This window comes from Streptomyces sp. NPDC001787 (assembly GCF_040297465.1).
Taxonomy (GTDB): Bacteria; Actinomycetota; Actinomycetes; order Streptomycetales; family Streptomycetaceae; genus Streptomyces.
The window spans coordinates 83,689-102,029 of the sequence record NZ_JBEOZE010000029.1 but is presented as its reverse complement, the minus strand read 5'-3'; the positions used below and the strand labels follow the sequence as shown (position 1 = coordinate 102,029).

Below are 18,341 nucleotides of genomic sequence, written 5' to 3'. Positions count from 1 at the left end.
GGTGCCGTCGCCGTCGCCATCGGGTTCCGCTCCTCCGGTGCCACGGCCCTGGAATGGGCCGCGGCCCTCGGGCTCCTCGTCCTCTTCGCGACCGCTGACCTGGATCGCGGTCGGTATGGGCCTCGTCAGCCCGAACGCCGAGGCCGCCGGTAACAACGCCCTGCCCCTGATCGTGCTCCCGCTCCTGTCCAGCGCCTTCATCCCCGTCGACACCATGCCCGGCTGGTTCCGGCCGATCGCCGAGTACCAGCCCTTCACCCCCGCCATCGAAACCTTCCGCGGCCTCCTCCTCGGCACCGAGATCGGCCACAACGGCTGGCTCACCCTCACCTGGTCCCTCGGCCTCACCATCCTCGGCTACCTCTGGTCCACCTCCACGTTCCACCACGACCCGAAGTAACCACCATGAGCACGCGGGCCGACGCCCCGCCCCCGGCTTCCCGGGGCGGGGCGTCGGCCGTGCCACCTGCGGAACCACAGGCTTGAAGCTTCCGCAGCGGCAGCCTCTACCTTCGTGAGCAGGGCCGGAGAGGCCGGCCCGGTGAAGCGAATCGTGAGGGGGACGGCGATGGCCTGGCCGACCGCGGAAGTGGCCCGGATGTCGGGCGTGACGGCCCGCACCCTGCGCCACTACGACGAGATCGGCCTGCTGCCACCGGCCTGGACCGGCACCAACGGCCACCGCTACTACGAGGAGCGCGAGCTGCTCCGGCTCCAGCAGATCCTCGTACTGCGGGCACTGGGCCTGGGCCTGCCCGAGATCGGCCGGGTCCTGGCCGCGCAGGTCGACGAGCTGGAAGCCCTGCGCGGCCATCACCGCAGGCTGCTCGCCGAGCGCGACCGGCTCGATGCCCTGGCCGGCACCGTCTCCCGCACGATCACCGAACTGGAGCGATCCAGAGAGAACGGTGGTCCCATGACCGGCATCAACCGACCGGAGAACCTGTTCGAGGGCGTCCGCCCCACCATGTACGGGGAGAACCTGCGCGACTTCCCCGAGCTGGCCAGGGAGGTCGAAAGCCATACCGCGACGATGACCGAGACCCAGATCGAGAGCGGACACCGCGAGCGCACGGCACAGATGATCCGGCTGGCCGAACTGCTGACCGCCGGTACGCCCGCCGACGCGGCGCCCGCGCAGGCGGAGGCGGACGCCCAGTACCGCAAGCTGAGCGAACTGCGCGCCGTGACCGCGGAGGAGTACCGGGCGATCGGGCGCTCCTGTGTGGAGAACGAACCGTGGCGCGCGGCATACGAGGCGATCACGCCGGGCCTGGCCGCGTACCAGCGTGACGTCATCGAGGCGTACGCCACGACCCGGCTGAGCTGAGCCGAACCGGGCCGGGCCGAGAACCGGATCCGGTGCACCTGGCGGCCCTGGGGTCCTGCGCGGTCCCCGGGGCTCCTACACCACACCCGGCCCGCAGGTCCCGAATTTTGATCAACTGCCGTAAATTTGAGGGTACTTCGGATGTTCCTCGCGTGATCGTCCGAGGCCTTCCCTATCCTCCCGACCATGAGTATCCCCACCGAGCTGATCGGTAGCATTCCGCGCCCTTCGGACCTTCTCTCCGCCCTCACCGCGCACGCGCGGGGGCGGCTGAGCGACGCCGAGCTGGCCAAGCACCAGGAGCAGGCCGCCGCGGAGACCCTGGCCCGGCTGGCGGAGCTGGGCAGCCCCGTCCTGGTGGACGGGGAGCAGGCCAAACCGAGCTTCGCCACCTACCCGGTCGCCGGACTGGTGAGCCTTTCGCCGGACGGCGTCGTCATCCCGTTCGCCGACGGACACACCCGGCAGCTGCCCTGCATCACCGAGGGCCCCTTCCGGTACCAGGTGCACGCGGAGACCTATCTGCGCGAGGCGCAGCGGCTCACCGACCTGCCCGTCAAACAGGCGGTCATCGCCCCCTCCGCGCTCAGCCTGCTCTATCCGGCCACGCCCATCGAGGGGTACTCCCGCGAGGAGTTCCTGCGGGATCTGGCCGACGAGGCGGAGGCCGACATCCGCGGCTGCCTGGACGCCGGGGCCCATGTGGTGCAGCTCGACTTCACCGAGGGGCGGCTGTCGCTGAAACTGGATCCGAGCGGCGGTGTCCTGGACGACTTCATCGCTCTCAACAACACGGTCCTCGACCGGTTCAGCGACGCCGAACGCGCCCGGATCGGAGTGCACACCTGCCCCGGCGGGGACCAGGACTCCACGCACAGCCTCGATGTCGACTACGCCGAGCTGCTGCCCAAGCTCTTCCAGCTCAGGGCGGGCAACTTCTACCTCCAGCTCGCGAGCGAGGCGGACCCGGACCGGGTGCTGAGCATCGTCGCGGAGCATCTCCCGGCGGGTACACGGGTGTTCGTCGGTGTGACCGACCCGATCGATCCGCGGGTGGAGACACCGGAGGAGGTACGTGACCGGGTGCTCGCCGCCGCCCGTCACCTTCCGGTGGAACAGCTGGGCACCTGTGACGACTGTGGCTTCTCCCCGTTCGCGGACGACGCCTCCACCTCCCGCGACCTGGCGTTCGCGAAGATCGCCGCACGGATCCAGGGTACGGCCATGGCCGCCGAGGCCCTCGGCGCCTGAGCCACGCGCAGGACATCCAGACCGTGAGTGGCGTACGGGCACTGCGGATGACGGCCCGGCCCGGGGGTGTTCCCCGGGCCGGGCGTCATCAGGCGGAGCCCCGCAGCGCCGCGAGGGTCTCCTCGACCAGCGTCCGCGCCCGGTCCACCGTCGCCGTCAGCGCCTCGGTGCTCACGCCCGGCGCTCCGAGCAGTTCACGGACCCGGGGGCCGAAGTCCGCCGGGGCGCCCGGGAGCGACTCGGCGACGGCCAGCGCCCCCTTCTCGTTGAGGCACCAGCGCCGGTCCCGGGCGAACAGCGCCTGCACCAGCACGCCGACGGCCCGGGACAGGCACAGCGCGACGTACAGCGTGTCCTCCCGGGCCGCGCCCTTCCCCGCGGCGGCGACCAGGAACTCCGCCTCCCAGGCTCCCGCCGTCAACGCCTCCCGCAGCGGCTCCGGATACGCCGACGCCCGCAGCCGGAGGTCCGTCAGCTCGCCCGAAGGGTCGGCCAGCACCTGACCGAGTGCCACCTCGCCCGCGTAGCAGGGCGACCAGAACCCGAGCGGATGCCCGGCCTGCACACCGACCTCGTACCGGCCCTCGCGGCAGTCCTCCCACACCCGCTCGACCCGGTCGAGGTCCCGCAGGATCCAGTCCACCGCGACGCCGTCGGCCCGTAGCCACGCACCGCCGTTCACCCACGGCCCCCAGCCACCGGGCCCGGCCACCTCGACGTCCGGTCCGGCCAGTGCGCGCAGCGCGTCGAGGTCGAGTCCGGCCCGGTAGTAGACGCCGAGGTCCCAGTCCGAGTCCGGCCGGTGCTCCCCACGCGCCCGGCTGCCGCCGAGCAGTACGCCCACGACTCCCGGGACTTCGGCCAGCCGCGCGGCCATGTCTTCGATGATCACCTGCATGGAGCGAGTCTGACAGCCGGCCGGACGGGCGGGCCAGCCGGTTTCGCACCGCGGCGGCGGAGGCGGGAACCGCACCCGCCTCAGTCCAGGGTGATCCGGGCGGCGACGGGCAGGTGGTCGCTGCCGGTGGCGGGCAGCGTACGGATGTGGCCGACGGTCGCCGAGCGGGCCATGACCTGGTCGATCCGGGCCACCGGGAAGGCGGCGGGGAAGCTGAGGGCGAAGCCGCGTCGCGCCGTGTTCATCCGCGAGGTCAGCGGGGCCAGCCCATGGTCGTCGACCGTGCTGTTGAGGTCGCCCAGCAGGATCACCCGGCGTACCTTCTCGGCGGCGACGGCCTCGCCCAGCAGCCCGGCACTCTCGTCACGGCGGGCGGAGGCGAGGCCGCTCGCTCCGATCCGGACCGAGGGCAGGTGCGCGACGTACGCCGCGACCTCGCCGCGTGGTGTGTGCACGACGCTCCGCAGGCCGCGGCTCCAGCCCTCCGCGATTCCCCGGGGTCTGATGTCCAACAGCCGGGTGCCGGACATCGGATGCTTCGACCAGAGCCCGACGGTGCCCCGGACCGCGTGGTAGGGGTAGTCGGGGGCGAGGGTCTTCTCGTAGACCGCCAGCGCCGGGGGCACCAGCTCCTCCAGCGCGATGAGATCCGGCTCGGCGTCCGTCAGCGCGCGGGCCGTGGCCGCCGCGTCGGTGTTCTCGTCGCTGACGTTGTGCTGCACCACGAGCAGATCGTCCGCCCCGGGCCCGTCCCCGGGCAGCAGCAGCCCGCCGAAGAGGTACGTCCAGGCCGTCACCGGCAGCAGCAGGGCCACCAGCGCGAGGGCCGAACGGCGCAGCAGGGCCAGGCCGAGCAGCAGCACGGCCACCAGCCCGAGCCAGGGGAGGAACGTCTCCAGCAGGCTGCCCGGACCGCCCGCGAGGTCGGCGACGACCCCGTGGAACACCAGCAGCGCGGCCGTCAGCACCGCGAGCGCGGCGAGCACCCGCCCCCGTACCCAGGCCGGCCGGTTCCCCGGGCGCCCCTCCGTGCCCCCGCTCCGTCCCGCCCACCGGAACGCCGCCCCCGCTCTCGACGCCGTACCGCTGTCCGCCCGCCGCACCATGTATCCCCTCCGCTTGCTCCTGCCCCCTCCAGGACGTGCGGTCCGGCTGATCGGTTTCCGGCACGGCCGACGGCGTTCCCGGCGCGGGGGCTGAGCGGTGGTCAGCGGGAGCCGATGACCGTGACGAGGGTGAAGGTGGCGAAGAACGGCCCCCGGGACAGGGAGTCGAACCACCGGCGGCCACGGGTCTCGTCGATGTGACCGGCCTCGATGGCGCGCTGCGTGGTGCGGCCCAGCCCCAGGAAGTGGTCGGCCTCCCGGAAGTCGCGGAACACCGGAGCCGTGGTCCGTACGGCGTCGACGGTGAACCCCGCCCGCTCCGCCCGCCGGGCGAGGCTCCGTCCGATGGTGGCGTTCCGCACCACCTCCGACGCGGTGTAGCGGGTGAAGGCACGGCTCGTCGTGATGTCCTCCGCATCGACGACCAGGGTGTCCCAGTCGGGCTCGGCCAGTCCGATCCGGCATCCGGGGCGGGTGACCAGACGGAGCTGCGCGAGGACGGCGTCGGGATCGTCGACGTGCATGAGGACCCGGTCGATCCTGACCCGGTCCACGGTCCCCGGATCGACCGGCAGAGCGTGCGCGTCCCCTTCGCGGAACTCCACCGCGGCCGGTGAGTCGACGCGGCCCCGGGCGTGGTCGAGCATCGCCGGGTCCCGGTCGACACCGATCACCGTGCCGCCCGGACCGACCCGGTCGGCGAGGTCCTGAAGGTCGGTGCCCGGACCGCACCCGACGTCGAGGACGGTCTGGCCCGGCTGGACGGCGAGGAGATCGAGCAGTTCCCGCTTGTAGGCGCGGCCGGCATCGGTGGCGGCGGACCGCAGCATGTACGCGGCCTGATCGGGCGTGGAAACCCCAAGACTTGTCGGCATACGGGCCAGTCAAGCACCCCTGCCGCCCCTGTCACCCGCCCGTGAGTTCCCGGGCGGCCACCGGGCGCCGGCCACCGGGCACCGACCACCGGGCGCCGGGAAGCCGCACCCTCGCACAGGGCGGCCAACGACCGCGCCCCCCGAGCGCAGCGGCTACGGGGGGAGAGGGCATGACCCGAGCGGAGCACGGCCAACCGCCCACGGCCCGGCCCGGCTCCTGATGAGGGAGCCGGGCCGGGCCGCGGCTGTGTCCGTCGCCGGACGGACGGGGCGGGCGGGTGATGCCGCCGGGTGTCAGGCTCGCTTGGACCTGCGGCGGGCCGCCACGACCAGGCCGGTACCCACGACGAGTACCGCGGCGGTGCCGATGATCATCGGGACGGTGCCGCTGCTGCCCGTCGAGGCGAGGTCGCCGCTGGTGCCCGGCGTCTTGCTCGACGACGGGGCGGGCGTGCCCGGTGCCGCGGGCTCGGAGGAACCGGAGGACGGCGTGCCGCTCTCCGTGGGAGGCGTCACCGAGGCGGACGGCGTGGCGTCCACGGGCGGCTTCGTCGTGGGGGTGTCGCTCGGCGTCGGCGTGGTGGTCGGGGGCTTCCCGGTCTCCGGGAGGCAGCCGGTGAAGGGGAAGTGGTGCGTCTCCGCGCCGCCCGAACCGTGCAGCGAGGCGACCCACACGGAGCCGTTGACCGGTGCGCCGGTACCCAGCTCCAGGTGCGCCCGGGGCGCGAGCACGCTGCCGGGCCAGGCCGCCTTGCTGCTCTTGGTGACCGTGCGGGCCTCGGGGAAGTTCCACAGCAGCCGGGCACGGACCTTGCCGTCGGAGGCGCTCTGGAGCTTGTCGTCGAGTACGTAGTCCTGCCCGCCGGACAGGAAGAAGCCGGTGGTGCCCGCCTTGGCCATGTCGTACGTCTGGCCGCTGACGTTGACGATCGCGGTGGCACCGGCCGGGACCTTGAGGTAGATGTCCTTGGCCTGCTCCAGCTGGCCGGCCGTCACCTTGAAGATGTTGCGCCCGGTGTCGCTGCCCTTGAGGGTGAGCTTGGTCCCCTCCAGCGCGACGTCCGTGCCGCTGGTTACCGCTTCCCCGGCCAGGGCCGAGGAGTAGGCGCGGAGCTTGGTGAACTCGGCGTCGAAGTCGATCAGCCCGGCGTCCTTGCGGAACGTGCCGGAGTGCAGCTCGACCGCGCGGTCGCGGATCTCGCCGCCGACGACCGCGTTGCCCTTCATCACCGCGGTGACCGAACCGCCGTTGATCAGGTCGCCGCGGACGACGAGCGAAGCCCGGCCGGGCAGCGCGTCGACCTCGGCCGCGGTCAGCTCGTTGGCGACGCTGAATCCGCCGCGGAAGTCGGCGTTGCCACCCACGGCCACCGCGCCCTCCGCGTCGGGGGAATGGACATCGTCGCCGAGGACGAACTCGCCGTACTTACCGGCGATTCCGAAGGCGTCGGTGGTGCAGCCTGCCGAGTCGGCAGGGGCGGCCTGTGCGGCAGGGACGGCCGTGAGGCCGAGAACGAGAGCTCCACCGAGCATGGCTGCTGCGGCGGTTGCGGTTATGCGCATGGGGCGTGATTCTCCAGCGGAGGTGGTTGTAAAGATTCCGTGGCGGCTGCCCATAGTTTTCACACAATCAGATATTGGTCAAGACCAATGCCCAAAGGGCGGGTGAAAAGCGTCAAATGCCGGATTTGTTCAACTATTTGGGGTCGGATGCGGTGCGGCCGGGCAGGGTCGCCGCCCCGCCTCCTCCCGTCAGAACACCTCCGCCGCCCGCACGGAGCGAGGGTGCCGTCGCCCGCTCGCCGCTCGCCCGCCTCCCGGTCCGTGGTGGCGCACCGGGAGGGTTCGGTGCGGGCGACGGGAAACGGGGGTGAGTTTCCTGGGAAGGAATAGGTTGCTGCCGATATGAAAGTTGACTAGAACTCTACTAAGTCGGTCAGTATGCTTGTCGCGCCACGTTCGTTTGATCCAACCGGATGGCCCGTACCGCCTGCATTGCGATGATCTCGCAGATCAGGACGGCCGTGGAAGGCGCGGACATGTCTGAACTCGGGTGAAGACATATACGCCAGTCCGCCGGTCCGGGAAAAGTCCGCTTCAGGCTCGCTTTCTCGAATACCTGTCAAGTGAGGGGTCGCAGTGACCGCGATCGAAGGGCTGGGATCACGTATTCGGCGACTGCGCAGAGCTGCCGGTCTTTCCCAGGAGGCACTGGCCCGTCCCAGCCTTTCCCCCAGCTACGTCTCCCTGCTGGAGGCCGGAAAGCGCGTCCCCTCGGAGGACGTCCTCGCGCAGCTCGCCGAGCGGTTGGGATGTGATCAGGCCTATCTCACAGGGGTGATCGCCAAGCCGGACTCGGTGGATCTGGAGATCGAGCTGCACCACGCGCAACTCGCCCTGCGCAACGGTGAATCGCGTGCTGCGCTGGAGGCGTTCACCGCTCTGCGGGCCAAGCTGCCGGCCACCGACCGGACGGATCTGCGGTTCGCGGTGGAGCTCGGCATCGGCCAGTGCCTGGAGCACCAGGGCGAGCTGGACGAGGCCGCCCGGAACTACGAGTCACTGCTTCAGTGGTCCGCGGCGCGGGGGCGCGGCGTCCTGGACCGGCTCAGCGTGGTCATGCCGCTGTGCCGGTGCTACCGAGAACTGGGCGACCTCTCGCACGCCGTGGACGTGGCCGAGAAGGTGCTGGCCGAGGCGGACGCCGCCGACCTGCCGCCCACGGTCGCACAGCTGGAGCTGCTGTCCACACTGGTCGGTGTGTACTGCGAGCGCGGTGACCTGCACCGGGCGAACTTCCTCGCCGGCGAGGCGATCAGCCGTGCCGAGCTCATGTCCGACCGCCGGGCGCTCGGCGGCGCCTACTGGAACGCGAGCGTGGTCCTGCACCGGCGCGGACGGTCGAGCGAGGCCCTGGACCTGCTGAGGAAGGCCGTCGACATCTATGCCGAGGGTGACGACGAGCGCGCGCTGGCGCGGGTGCGCAATGCGCACGCGACGGTGCTGCTGCAGTCGGACGACCCCGACCCCGAGGCCGCCAAGACGCTCCTCGAACAGAGCGCCGCCACCCTGCGCACCCTGGGCGGCGGCCTCGACGTGGCCCACGTCGAGACGGCGCTGGCCCGCGTGGAGGTGATGCTCGGCTGTGCCGGGGCCGCGATCGAGCACGCCGAGGCCGCCCTTGATCTGCTGGGACCCGAACACCGGCTGGAGAGCGCGCGCGTGCATCTCGTGCTTGCCGCCGCCCATCTGCTGCGCGACGACCACGACACCGTACGGGCCGCGTACGAACGGGCGGCGTTGCTGCTCGAAGCCTCCGAGGCCGGGCGCCAGGCCGCCTTCGCCTGGTCGGAACTGGGGGAGATCCTGGAGAGGAGCGGGGAGAGCGAGCGCGCGGTACGGGCCTACCGCCAGGGGATGCGTCTGTTGGGGCACCGCAGCTCGCTCGTCGCGAACATCCCGCGCCGGGTCCCGAAGGGCTGACGCCCCTTCACACTCTTGCCGACAGCGATGCCGCCCTCGGCCCAGCGGGTGCTGAGCGCGTTCTGGGCGGGGCGGGTCCCCGCCCGCCGCAGGTTCCCATCGGCGATGTGACTCCAGTCCGAGGTTCACCCGTTTCGGTGGTCGCCCCCGGAAACGCCGCCCGACGACGGCAGGTCACCCATGATCGGCCCGGTGATCACCCACCGCACACGCCTCGCCCCCGGGCGCCGTGTGGCTCGGGCCGTCAAGGACGGCGTGGCTGTGACGGTGACACGCGGTGATATGCGTAACTCTGAGTCATGGAACGCGAGAAGCGCGAGCCATGCGAAGTGTTTTCCCCTGGAGGCGAAAGAGTGTCACGTCAGCGTCTGAGGCTGGGAGTGCTTGCCCTTGCGGCACTGGTTCTGTCGGGTCCCGCGGTTGCCCCGACCGCGGCGGTAACCTCCTGGCCGGTCACAACGAGCGTCCATGGGCAGGCCGTCCTGGCGGGTCCGTCGGCCGACGAGGACCCGGGCTTTCTCAAAAGGCGTCAGAAAGCCCAGGCCGAGGGGCTCATCGACGCCGACGGCAGGGTCCCGGGAAGCCAGAGCGAGGGGAGCCGCGCATGGCCACTCGATGACACGGGATACCGCATCCAGCCCCGGGACCTGGAATTCCTCGGACTGACGCAGCAGCAGGTCAAGTGGTGGCGCCACTACCAGGCGCCGTTGGGTACGACTCCCCACCAGTTCAAGCGCATGTCGGCGTCCCTGTTCAGGGTCCTGTGCTCCGCCTGTGAGCGCCCCCAGGACTATGACGTACGGCTCCAGGGATCATGGGCGTTCTTCTTCTCGGGCCGCCACAAGGACTTCCCGACCGAACGGGACCTGGCAGGGCAGCCGGTGGCGCTGGCACGGTTCCAGGAGTGGATGGGCTCCACACCCCCCGCCGAGCGCCCGGCGCGCCGTCCGTTCGGCGCGTTGCACAAACTGGGGATGCTCGACGAGAACGGGAAGCCGTTCGGACCCAGCGACGGGGACTTCCAGATCTCGTCCGACGTCATGGTGGCTGAGGCCCGCGTGAAGTGGGATGAGCTGAAGAGTGCGGGAAAGCTCAGTGATGAAGACATCCGCAAGGGATTCATTCATCAGAAATACAGCTTCGTCAACCGTACGGCGGTTCTGGAGGCCTTCCCGGACCTCGAGAAGTGGTCGACCGTATGGGAGGAGCGGCTGGGCCGGCCCATCGTGCCGTCGCTGTTCCCCAGCTCCGGACCCCCCAACAAGTCCCAGGAGGGGAACGGGATCTCCACTCACTTCCGGAACTCCGACTGGGTGGTGGCAAACCCACCGAAGCACTGATCCCCTTCCGCCCCGGCCGGGCGACGCCCCGGCCGGCCGGGACGCGGTCCGCGCCCCGGACCTGAACGCCTGACACGCTCCTCGGCCGCCGCCGCTCCCGTTCCCGACGGGACGGCGGCGGCCGTTTGCGCGCGGCCGGTTGCGCGGGCCGGCTGCGGGCGGCGGCCTTCAGGACCGCCCCGGACCGCCCCGGACGTCCAGAGCCGGCGCGAACTGGCGGAACTGATAAGCGACTTCTCCAGGATCCGCGCGACCGGCGCCGGAGATCCGCACGGCGGCCTGTCCGGCGAGTTCGAGGAACGCTACGGCTGTCAGCCGTCCGCTGCGGTGGCCGGCCCCTGGGCGGCGTCGGCGTGGGCCTGCGCGTCGAGACGCCGCCGGGCGTCGTCCCAGGTGAGCGGAAGATCGTCGGTGGAGACTTCCCAGAAGGTGAAGGTCGCCGCGCGCATGGTGGGCCGTACGGCGTCCATGATGCTCCGATGGGGCTCCGTCCCCGCGAAGACGTACAGGGCGTCGCGGTTCTCCCACGCGGACAGGGTCAGGAAGACACCGGCCAGGGGGTGGGCGACGAGGGAGGCGCCGAACGCACCCGGCGCGGACCGCACCTGCCGCCATGCCTGTAGGGACTTCAGGAAGAACCGAGGCACGTCCCGCCGCGACCCCAGCGTGAAACGGGACGCCATGACGTACGCCCGCGTGTGTGGTGGAGCCGGGTTCGGTGTCGCCCAGGGGAGCGTCGGCATACGGTCCCACCTCCTTCTCGGCGGGGTCTCCTCCGGTGTTTCCGGGTCTTGTGACCGGCGCGAAACACGCATACAGGAGCAATCCGCCTCACGCACTCATTCTCGATGCCTCGCCGTGCACCGCAACCGCAGCCCGAGAACCCGGTCTACTCCGCGCCGGCGGAGTCCCCGGACTGCTCCGAGCCGGTGGAGTCCCCGAGCTGCTCCGCCGCACGCTGCGCCAGCGAGGCCGCGAGCGTCACCCCGGGGTGCGCGGCCAGCGCGACGACCCCCGGAGCGCTCGCCAGCGGGGCGCAGAGCACGCCGTCGCCCGCCGGGATCGGGCGCATGCCGATGGCCATGCCCTCCAGCACCGGTTCCCGCGGCAGCCCGAACGCCTCCGTCACGGCACTCAGGGACGTACGCACCCGTGCCCGCGTCGCCGACTCCGGCTCTCCCGGGACCACGTCCTCGGCGCCGACGAAGCCGTGCCGGGCGGACGGCCGGATCTCGAAGGACGGCGTGGACACCACCCGGTCCAGACGCAGTCCCGGCGCGGTGAAGGTGAAGCGCGCGGCCGGGACACCGGGCACTTCGATGTGCTCGCCGAACTGCTCCGCGAGGGCGGGCAGGCCCGTCCCGCAGGCGAGTACGACCCGATCGACGACCAGCGCCGCTCCGGTGCCCCGCAGCTCGTAGCCGCCGGCCCGCCGCGCCCGGACGCGATCCACCCGGGCGGCGACGACGGTGGCCCCGCCGGCCCGCGCGCGGGCGAGGAACGCGTGGCGCAGGTCGTCCGGCTCGACCATGCCCTCGTCGCTCGCGTGGGCGACGACCGGCGGCGGCACCCGCAGGCCGGGAAGGATACGCCGCAGGGCCTCCGCCTCGACGGTCGCGACGCCGGGCCCCGACTGCTCGGCGAACCGAGCCGTCGCGGTCGCGGTCGACGCCCAGCTCACGGCGCCGTTCCAAGCGATGAGGCCGCGCAACGGCGGCGTCGCCGTGACGCTGCGCAGCACGCCGAGCGACCGGGCGAGCTCGCCCTGATCGCGTGCGCCCGACGGCGGCTCCGCCGCCGACCCGTGCGAGTTGAGCCAGCCGAACGCCGCATCCGTCACCGGCGGCCGTGACTCCTCCGCCGTGCAGACGACGACGGACAGGCCGCGGCGCACGAGCTCGTCGGCCACCGCCGCGCCCAGGACGCCCGAGCCGACCACGGCGACGCGCATCATGCTCTCCCGACCCATTCGCCCACCTCTGTTTCCTCCGCGATCGCCGCCGGCACGCGTGGGCCGCGGGCGAACTGGCAGCAGCACTCGGCCCGTGCGGATTCGAGGCGTCGCCGACGCAACCGTATCGACCGATAGCCGCAGAGTGAAATGGATTTGTCGACGCGCTCCCCGGCGTGCGCAGGGCTGCCGCGTACCGGCTCGTCGGCCCGGTCGGTACCCGCGCAGCGACCGATCGCCGCAGATGAACGACGCGTCAGGCGGCGGTGCCGCGGCGTCGGTGGCATGTCGGGAACTGTCGGCCCGGTGTCGGTCGGGTGTCGGTGAGGTCTGGCACCTTTCGAGAAGTCCTGCCGGATGCCTGCCGGGTGCCCGACCCGCCGCGGGTTTCCGCTCTTCTCTCTTCGGCCGAGCCCAAGGAGCACACATGACGATCACTGTCCGCCCCGGAATCACCGTGATGTTCACCGGTGATTCGATCACCGACTGCCAACGGCTGGCGAGCGAGGACGGCCTCGGGTTCGGCTACCCGCTGCGCGTCGCGGGCGAGTGGGGACTGCGGCACCCGGAACGCCCCGTGACCTGGCTGAACACCGGGATCGGCGGCAACAAGGTGATGGACCTCGAAGCCCGCTGGCAGGCGGATGTGCTCGACGCGCGCCCGGACGTGGTGTCGATCCTCGTCGGGGTCAACGACATGGGCTGGCACTCGCTGGACCCCGAGGGACATGTGATCCCCGCGGAGGAATTCGAAGCGGGCTACGACCGCCTGCTCGCTCCCCTCGCCGGGACGGGCACGGAACTGATCCTCATAGAGCCGTTCCTCCTGCCGATACACGGCACCGTCGAGGCCGGAGCCGCACTCGTCGGAGAGGAGGAGCGAAAGCAATGGCGCGCCGACCTGGACCCGAAGATCCGGGCCGTGCGGAGGCTCGCCCGCGAGTACGGCGCGCATCTGCTCGCCGCCGACGGCATGTTCGCCGAGCTCGCCGCGACGACCGGGCCGGAGTACTGGTCCACGGACGGCGTGCACCCGACGCCGGCCGGCCACGCCGCACTCGCGGCGGCCTGGCTGCGCCTGGTCGCGTGACCGGGCCGCGCGGTCGTCCGCCGTACCGACGATCGTGACGGGCCCGCGCGATCCTCGTGCGCGGCCCGATGAACCTCGTCGGGATGTGCCGTCCCCGGTCTCGGTCTCCAAAGGGGCGATGAAGGCGTTCACCCGGGTCTACTTCGGCGGCGAACCGCCGATCTCGTCGACCACGCCCCCGAAGCCGTGACCACATCTCCGTGAAGGGGGATGGAGGAGATGGCACCCGGCCGAGTCCATCAGTTACTCGCTCTGGTGCCACTGATACCACTTGTGCCACTGGTGCTACCCGGGCTCCGCGTCGTCAGCCGGCCGCCGCATAGCAGCGCACGGCGACCTTCTGGTCCGGGCTCCACCACTGCTCGACGGTGGCGAGCAGTTCCCAGCCCAGACGTTCGTACAGAGCGGCGGCCGAGGTATCGGATGCCACGACGTCGAGGACCGGATGCAGATCGCGCGCATGGGCCTCCCGCACCGCCTCCGCCATCAGCAGGGCGCCGATCCCGTGACCTCGTGCCGCTGGGGCGACGAACAGCCGGCTGACCACCGCGGTGACCTCGATGTCCACGCCCTTGCGACTGCTCCACAAGGCAGGTGCCGCATCCCCTGCCTCGCTGCGGGACAGGCCTACGTGACCGACGATCCGCCCGTCCAGTTCCGCCACCCAGGCCACGAGCAACGACGGCTGCGTCAGCCAATCGCCGGGGCTGTCCGGCCAGTTCACCGGATACGCGTCGCGCTCATGGACTTCGGCGAGGGCATGGACGCACTCGTCGAGGTCGAGCGGGCCGCGACGCCGGACATGAGGAACCGGGACTCGGGCGGATGCGGTGGCGCTCTCGGGATTCATCGGATCATGGAAGCACGCCGCACATGTCCACGTGCGGCAGCGCCGTGGTTCCGTTCCCTGCGGCGATACCGGCGATACCGGCGATACCGGCGATACCGGCGATACCGGCGATGTCGGCGATACCGGCGACCTCGGGCGCGGTGATGCTCCGGCCGCTCACACCTGCTGATCCTGCTCTGCGGCCAGGCTCGCCTCGATGGCCTCCTCGTCCGACATCCCGCTCCGCGTCAGGTCGCACGAGCGCCACGGATCGTCGTCGCTCGTCCAGGTGCGGTTGATCGCCTGCTGCAAGCGGGACAAATAGGCCTCACCTTCTCGTTCGTACCGCAGCACCTCGGCGGCCTTGAGGCGGATCAGCCTCGACCCCTCCACGGCGCTGTACCAGCAGCGCGCGTTCATGAAGAGATGCTTGCCCCTGGCGAACAGGACCCAGGTGCTGCCGTCGGTCGCGATCCGTTCCGGGCGCTGTGCTTCCCGTGAGATCCGGGCGGCATCACCCCACCGTTCCACCGGCGGGACCTGCTCCGGGGTGCGGCGATAGGTGTCGTTGAGCGAGACGTACTCGAACGTCGGGTCCGCGTCGCGGTGCAGGGCGAAGAAGATGTGCCGGTGGCAGATCGTGCATCCCAGCTGTGCCACGACGTGTTCCATCAGTCCGGAGTCGTGCAGGCGGAGCATGTCGTCCAGCGCCACCCAGTTGTGCGCCTGGCGGAGACGGCCGACGGCGACCCCGTCACGCAACGCTGTGATGGTTGCGTCCACGTCGACACCATCGGACGCCGATGTCGTCCTGATCAGCATTCCCGCGCAGCCAGGGCAACGCTCGTCAGCAGGATCGGTCCTGGCGTACGTGTCCTGTGCTGTCATCTGGATGAGCTTCAGATGACCCGGCGCGTCCTTCTCGGCCCACGCGTCGTAGAAGACCTTCACGAACCCGCCCCCGACGAGGTAGGTCGCGTTCGGGCCCGTGCGTCCGACGACCGGCTCCCCGAGTGCCTCCTCGACCTGGCTCCGTGAGGCGTCCCGGCTCAACCCGGGGATCAGAGTGCTGAGCCCCGTGAAGCCGCGCGGCGCGGCCTCGGTGGGCTGCACATGGAAGAGGACCGCCGTCACCGCCCCGTCCCGGAGCATGATCTCGCCGCCGGAGCCGAACGTCAGATACCGGTCGTGGTGTGCGGGCGCACCCACCTCGAACTCGCTGATCACCGGGTTCGAGCCGAGCAGATCGATGGCACGCCGCACGACGTCGTCGCACTCGGCCATCAGGAGAGCATCGTTGTACGGCTCGAAGGCCTGCCGCACCGCGGTCGCCCGGGCCGCTGCCCCGCGTTCCGTCTCCCGCGCACGCCGGGCGCGTTCCGCATCGTTGATGATCAATGACTCGACGCCGAACCACAGCCGCTTCTCGAACGCCTCGCGGTCCCGGGAACGCGTCAGATCGGCCTCGCACAACAACGCCAGAGAATCCCGAAGGCCGCCCAGAAAACGCTTGTTCATCATGGTCAAGTACCGCTCGACCTCGGAATCGGTGCCACCGAGGATCGTGTCGATCAACCGTTGGCATTCTCCCGGCGGACGCGCCGGGGCGGCATCGGGGTGAAAGACAGCGAGTTCACCGAAGAGCGTGGCGAAGACGGCCCAACGCCGGAGTGCGCTGCGCTCCGCGGCGGCGATGTGCCGTGCGGTCACCGCGAAGCAGAAATGATCATGCTGTTCGTCCCGGGCGACCCACACATTCAGCGTCCCGTGACCGTCCCTGCGGACGTCGATGAACGGCTCGTCCTCACCCGGGTCGGGCAGCAGCCACAGCCGCCGTACGCCCCTGCCGGGCGGCTGGACCTGTGGTCCCGGCTTCCTGCTCATGGCTCTTCCCCGTGCCTTCCACGCTCGCGCTGCTCCCTCGCCCTCGCGAGGTCCCGCTGCCTGCATCACGAGGTCCCGTTGCGTCTCCGGCGTCTCCGGCGTCTCGACCATCCGTGCCGGCACCCGGAAGGCCGCCGCTGCGCCCGACGGCGGACTCTACAGAAATCAGGGCGGCCAAGGCCGATGGAGCCGAACGCGGCATAGAGTTCGGTTGCGCTGAGTGGGAGTAACTCCGCTCGCTGTCAAGGAGGTTACGTGAGCAACACGGTTCCTGCTCCACAGGGTGATCGCAGGCAGACGGTCAGTGCGTTCGACTCACTGAGTTCGGAGTACGAAGAGGCGTTCAGGACGTTCCTCGCCCATACCGAAGGCAAGAACTCCGGCAGCGCCCATCTGGCGTCCACGGTGGCCGCTCTGACACGCCGTGGCGTGCTCATCGACGCAGGCGCCGGGACCGGCCGCGCCACCGCCGCGCTGGCGGGCTCCTTCGAGCGCATCACCGCCATCGAACCGAGCCCCCACCTCAGGCCCCGGCTGGCCCGCGCCTGCCCGCAAGCACGCATCCTGGCCGATTCCATCGCGACCGCGGTTCCGGAGGAGACGGCCGACCTGGTGCTGTGCGAGCACGTCCTCTACCACGTCGACACCGACCAGTGGCTCCCCACCCTGGAGCGCCTGGCTTCCTGGACCGCGCCGGGCGGCCGGACCGTCGTCGTGCTGCAGAATCCCGACGGCGACTGCATGCGTATGCTCCGGCACTTCACCGGACACCGCTACGACTTGCGCAGCCTCATCACACCGTTCATGGCCACCGATATCCACCATGAGTGGCGCCTCACCCTCACCACGGTCGCCGGGACCGTCGAGACCCCCGACCTGGACACCGCGCTCACCATCGCCCAGTTCCTCCTGAACGACGCGCCCATGCCCACACCGCCGCCCCGCCTCGACGACCTGGCCGGCTATCTCCAAGACCACCACCGGACCCCCGACGGCGGATACCGCCTCACCTGTCCCCAGGACTACCTGCACATGGAACGCGCCACGTGACGAGCCCCGCGTTCCCTTCCACAGAGCCGCCCGAGCCGGCGATGTGACACGCCGTACGTGCTCGTCCACGCCTGCTCCGGCCCTGTTCTCGTACAGCTACCGCCAGGTGGCGTGCAGCACTGAGTAATCACTCGGGGCTGCGGTCGCGCTGCTGGAGGCGGCGAAGCCGGCGTGCGCTGTCTCGACGGCCTCCGGGTACGCCCGGGTCTTCTCGTGCTCGGCCGGCGCGCGGTGGATGCCGGAGAGGCTGGGGCTCTGTCCCGTGCGGCGGCCGGTCGTTCCCTTCAGACACTGAAGCGTTCGACGAGCATCTTCATGGTGTCGAAGGCGGGCTTGGGAGAGTAGTCATCGGTGGTGAGCCCGAACTGATGGAACAGTCCCGTTCGGGCGCTGTCTGCATCTCGCAGCGCAAAATGCGTGTAACCGCTCAGTTGGAGTCGCTTCGTTTGGGCGGCGATCACATTTACCACGGTCTCGACGACGTCAGCCTGCCGGTGCGGGTGGCGTTCGGGTCCGGTAGGCCAACCGTGCTCGGTGATGTGCAGCGGCAGGTGTCCCAAGCCGGAGGGTGCCAGCACCGAGTCACGGTGATGACGCAGCAGTCCCTCGACAGCGAGCGTGAGGTCGGATGCGTCAACGGGTTGGAAGACGTCGGGAAAGAAGTCCAGGCCCACGTAGTCCAGATCGGTGATGAAGTCTCCTCCACCGAGGTTGGTCAGATCAGTGACGAAGGATGTTGCTGGCCCGAAGAGAGGAGTGGTGTTGAATCCGACCCGTAGGTCTGTGTAACCGAGTTCACGTGCTCGCGCTTTGACGACGGAAACCCCACGGACGATCGCCTCGCGCACCGCCGGGTAGTAGCCGTCCAGCGTCGGGTTCGACGTGACGTTGGGCTCTTCCGTCACTTGAAACGTGCTCGTGACCGCGCCGTACTGCTCGACCAGCTCGCGCAGGAAGTCGCAGTAGCCGTCGACGTCTCCGGCTGTGGACTGGTACTGCGCCACCAGGTCCAAGCGGCGCCCCCGGATGGCGTATTGGGCTGCGACGGCCGGCGCCGCGGTCGCGTGTGGCTCGCCGAGGCGGGTGGCGTCGTCGAAGCCTATATAGGCGCGCACCAGGAACGGGCGGCCTGGTCGGCCCTGGAGGCGGTCGAGTGCATTCGACACGAGGGCCGGGTCATCGGGGAGGCCGCTGGCCAGGCCCCCGGTGTCATCGCCGGCGACTCCGCCCGGATAGATCCCGAAGAGCATGCCG

The 18,341-nt window shown here is 70.6% G+C and carries 16 protein-coding genes and 1 pseudogene; 7 read left to right on the top strand and 10 right to left on the bottom strand.

The annotated features are described in order from the left end of the window. The 3 genes and pseudogenes from ABT170_RS31390 to ABT170_RS31380 all read left to right on the top strand — a co-directional run. Window positions 1–400: pseudogene (locus ABT170_RS31390) on the top strand (ABC transporter permease); the annotation flags it as partial. A 168-nt stretch (window positions 401–568) separates the two neighbouring features. Beyond that, window positions 569–1,330, top strand: coding sequence for a MerR family transcriptional regulator (locus ABT170_RS31385; protein WP_351872984.1), 762 nt, complete (start codon window positions 569–571; stop codon window positions 1,328–1,330). 186 nt (window positions 1,331–1,516) lie between these two features. Beyond that, the gene (locus tag ABT170_RS31380; protein WP_351872981.1) at window positions 1,517–2,581 is read left to right on the top strand and encodes a cobalamin-independent methionine synthase II family protein; all 1,065 of its coding nucleotides are present in this window, start codon (window positions 1,517–1,519) and stop codon (window positions 2,579–2,581) included. Between the two features lie 88 nt (window positions 2,582–2,669). Here the strand turns inward: ABT170_RS31380 and ABT170_RS31375 are convergent, their stop codons facing one another. The 4 genes from ABT170_RS31375 to ABT170_RS31360 all read right to left on the bottom strand — a co-directional run bounded on the left by ABT170_RS31375 (window position 2,670) and on the right by ABT170_RS31360 (window position 7,023). Beyond that, a complete protein-coding gene (locus ABT170_RS31375; RefSeq protein ID WP_351872979.1) occupies window positions 2,670–3,479 on the bottom strand; it encodes a nucleotidyltransferase domain-containing protein in 810 nt (269 codons plus the stop codon). Between the two features lie 80 nt (window positions 3,480–3,559). Beyond that, the gene (locus ABT170_RS31370; RefSeq protein ID WP_443034201.1) at window positions 3,560–4,585 is read right to left on the bottom strand and encodes an endonuclease/exonuclease/phosphatase family protein; all 1,026 of its coding nucleotides are present in this window, start codon (window positions 4,583–4,585) and stop codon (window positions 3,560–3,562) included. A 101-nt stretch (window positions 4,586–4,686) separates the two neighbouring features. Beyond that, a complete protein-coding gene (locus tag ABT170_RS31365; protein WP_329940379.1) occupies window positions 4,687–5,460 on the bottom strand; it encodes a methyltransferase domain-containing protein in 774 nt (257 codons plus the stop codon). 294 nt (window positions 5,461–5,754) lie between these two features. Next, the gene (locus tag ABT170_RS31360) at window positions 5,755–7,023 is read right to left on the bottom strand and encodes a choice-of-anchor A family protein (protein ID WP_329940380.1); all 1,269 of its coding nucleotides are present in this window, start codon (window positions 7,021–7,023) and stop codon (window positions 5,755–5,757) included. Window positions 7,024–7,599: 576 nt separating this feature from the next. Between ABT170_RS31360 and ABT170_RS31355 the strand changes: the two genes are divergently transcribed. Next, entirely contained in the window at window positions 7,600–8,943 is a 1,344-nt protein-coding gene (locus ABT170_RS31355; protein ID WP_351872974.1) for a helix-turn-helix domain-containing protein, read from the top strand. A 299-nt stretch (window positions 8,944–9,242) separates the two neighbouring features. Continuing rightward, window positions 9,243–10,283, top strand: a complete 1,041-nt coding sequence (locus ABT170_RS31350) for a hypothetical protein (protein ID WP_329940382.1) — start codon at window positions 9,243–9,245, stop codon at window positions 10,281–10,283. 311 nt (window positions 10,284–10,594) lie between these two features. Here ABT170_RS31350 and ABT170_RS31345 read toward each other — a convergent pair whose 3' ends face one another. After that, window positions 10,595–11,026, bottom strand: coding sequence for a DUF3291 domain-containing protein (locus tag ABT170_RS31345; protein ID WP_329940383.1), 432 nt, complete (start codon window positions 11,024–11,026; stop codon window positions 10,595–10,597). A gap of 146 nt (window positions 11,027–11,172) precedes the next feature. Then, window positions 11,173–12,252 carry an NAD(P)/FAD-dependent oxidoreductase gene (locus ABT170_RS31340; protein WP_351872970.1) on the bottom strand — a complete coding sequence of 360 codons (1,080 nt, stop codon included), beginning with the start codon at window positions 12,250–12,252 and terminating at the stop codon, window positions 11,173–11,175. Window positions 12,253–12,661: 409 nt separating this feature from the next. On the opposite strand from ABT170_RS31340, the gene ABT170_RS31335 reads away from it, so the two are divergent. Beyond that, window positions 12,662–13,324, top strand: coding sequence for an SGNH/GDSL hydrolase family protein (locus tag ABT170_RS31335; RefSeq protein WP_351872967.1), 663 nt, complete (start codon window positions 12,662–12,664; stop codon window positions 13,322–13,324). A gap of 304 nt (window positions 13,325–13,628) precedes the next feature. On the opposite strand, the gene ABT170_RS31330 is transcribed toward ABT170_RS31335, so the two are convergent. The 3 genes from ABT170_RS31330 to ABT170_RS31320 are packed head-to-tail and all read right to left on the bottom strand — an operon-like array spanning window position 13,629 to window position 16,037. Continuing rightward, a complete protein-coding gene (locus ABT170_RS31330; RefSeq protein WP_351872964.1) occupies window positions 13,629–14,174 on the bottom strand; it encodes a GNAT family N-acetyltransferase in 546 nt (181 codons plus the stop codon). A 4-nt stretch (window positions 14,175–14,178) separates the two neighbouring features. Continuing rightward, on the bottom strand, window positions 14,179–14,334 hold the full coding sequence (locus tag ABT170_RS31325) for a hypothetical protein (protein ID WP_351872961.1): 156 nt from the start codon (window positions 14,332–14,334) through the stop codon (window positions 14,179–14,181). Then, window positions 14,331–16,037: a hypothetical protein gene (locus ABT170_RS31320; RefSeq protein ID WP_351872958.1), complete on the bottom strand. Its 1,707-nt coding sequence runs from the start codon at window positions 16,035–16,037 to the stop codon at window positions 14,331–14,333. Before ABT170_RS31320 ends, ABT170_RS31325 begins: the two co-directional genes overlap by 4 nt. A gap of 255 nt (window positions 16,038–16,292) precedes the next feature. Here ABT170_RS31320 and ABT170_RS31315 point away from each other — a divergent pair, with 255 nt between their 5' ends. After that, complete coding sequence (locus tag ABT170_RS31315) at window positions 16,293–17,087, top strand: class I SAM-dependent methyltransferase (RefSeq protein ID WP_351872955.1); 795 nt, start codon at window positions 16,293–16,295, stop codon at window positions 17,085–17,087. Between the two features lie 284 nt (window positions 17,088–17,371). Here the strand turns inward: ABT170_RS31315 and ABT170_RS31310 are convergent, their stop codons facing one another. Next, the gene (locus ABT170_RS31310; protein ID WP_329940393.1) at window positions 17,372–18,337 is read right to left on the bottom strand and encodes a hypothetical protein; all 966 of its coding nucleotides are present in this window, start codon (window positions 18,335–18,337) and stop codon (window positions 17,372–17,374) included. Between the last annotated feature and the right edge of the window lie 4 nt (window positions 18,338–18,341).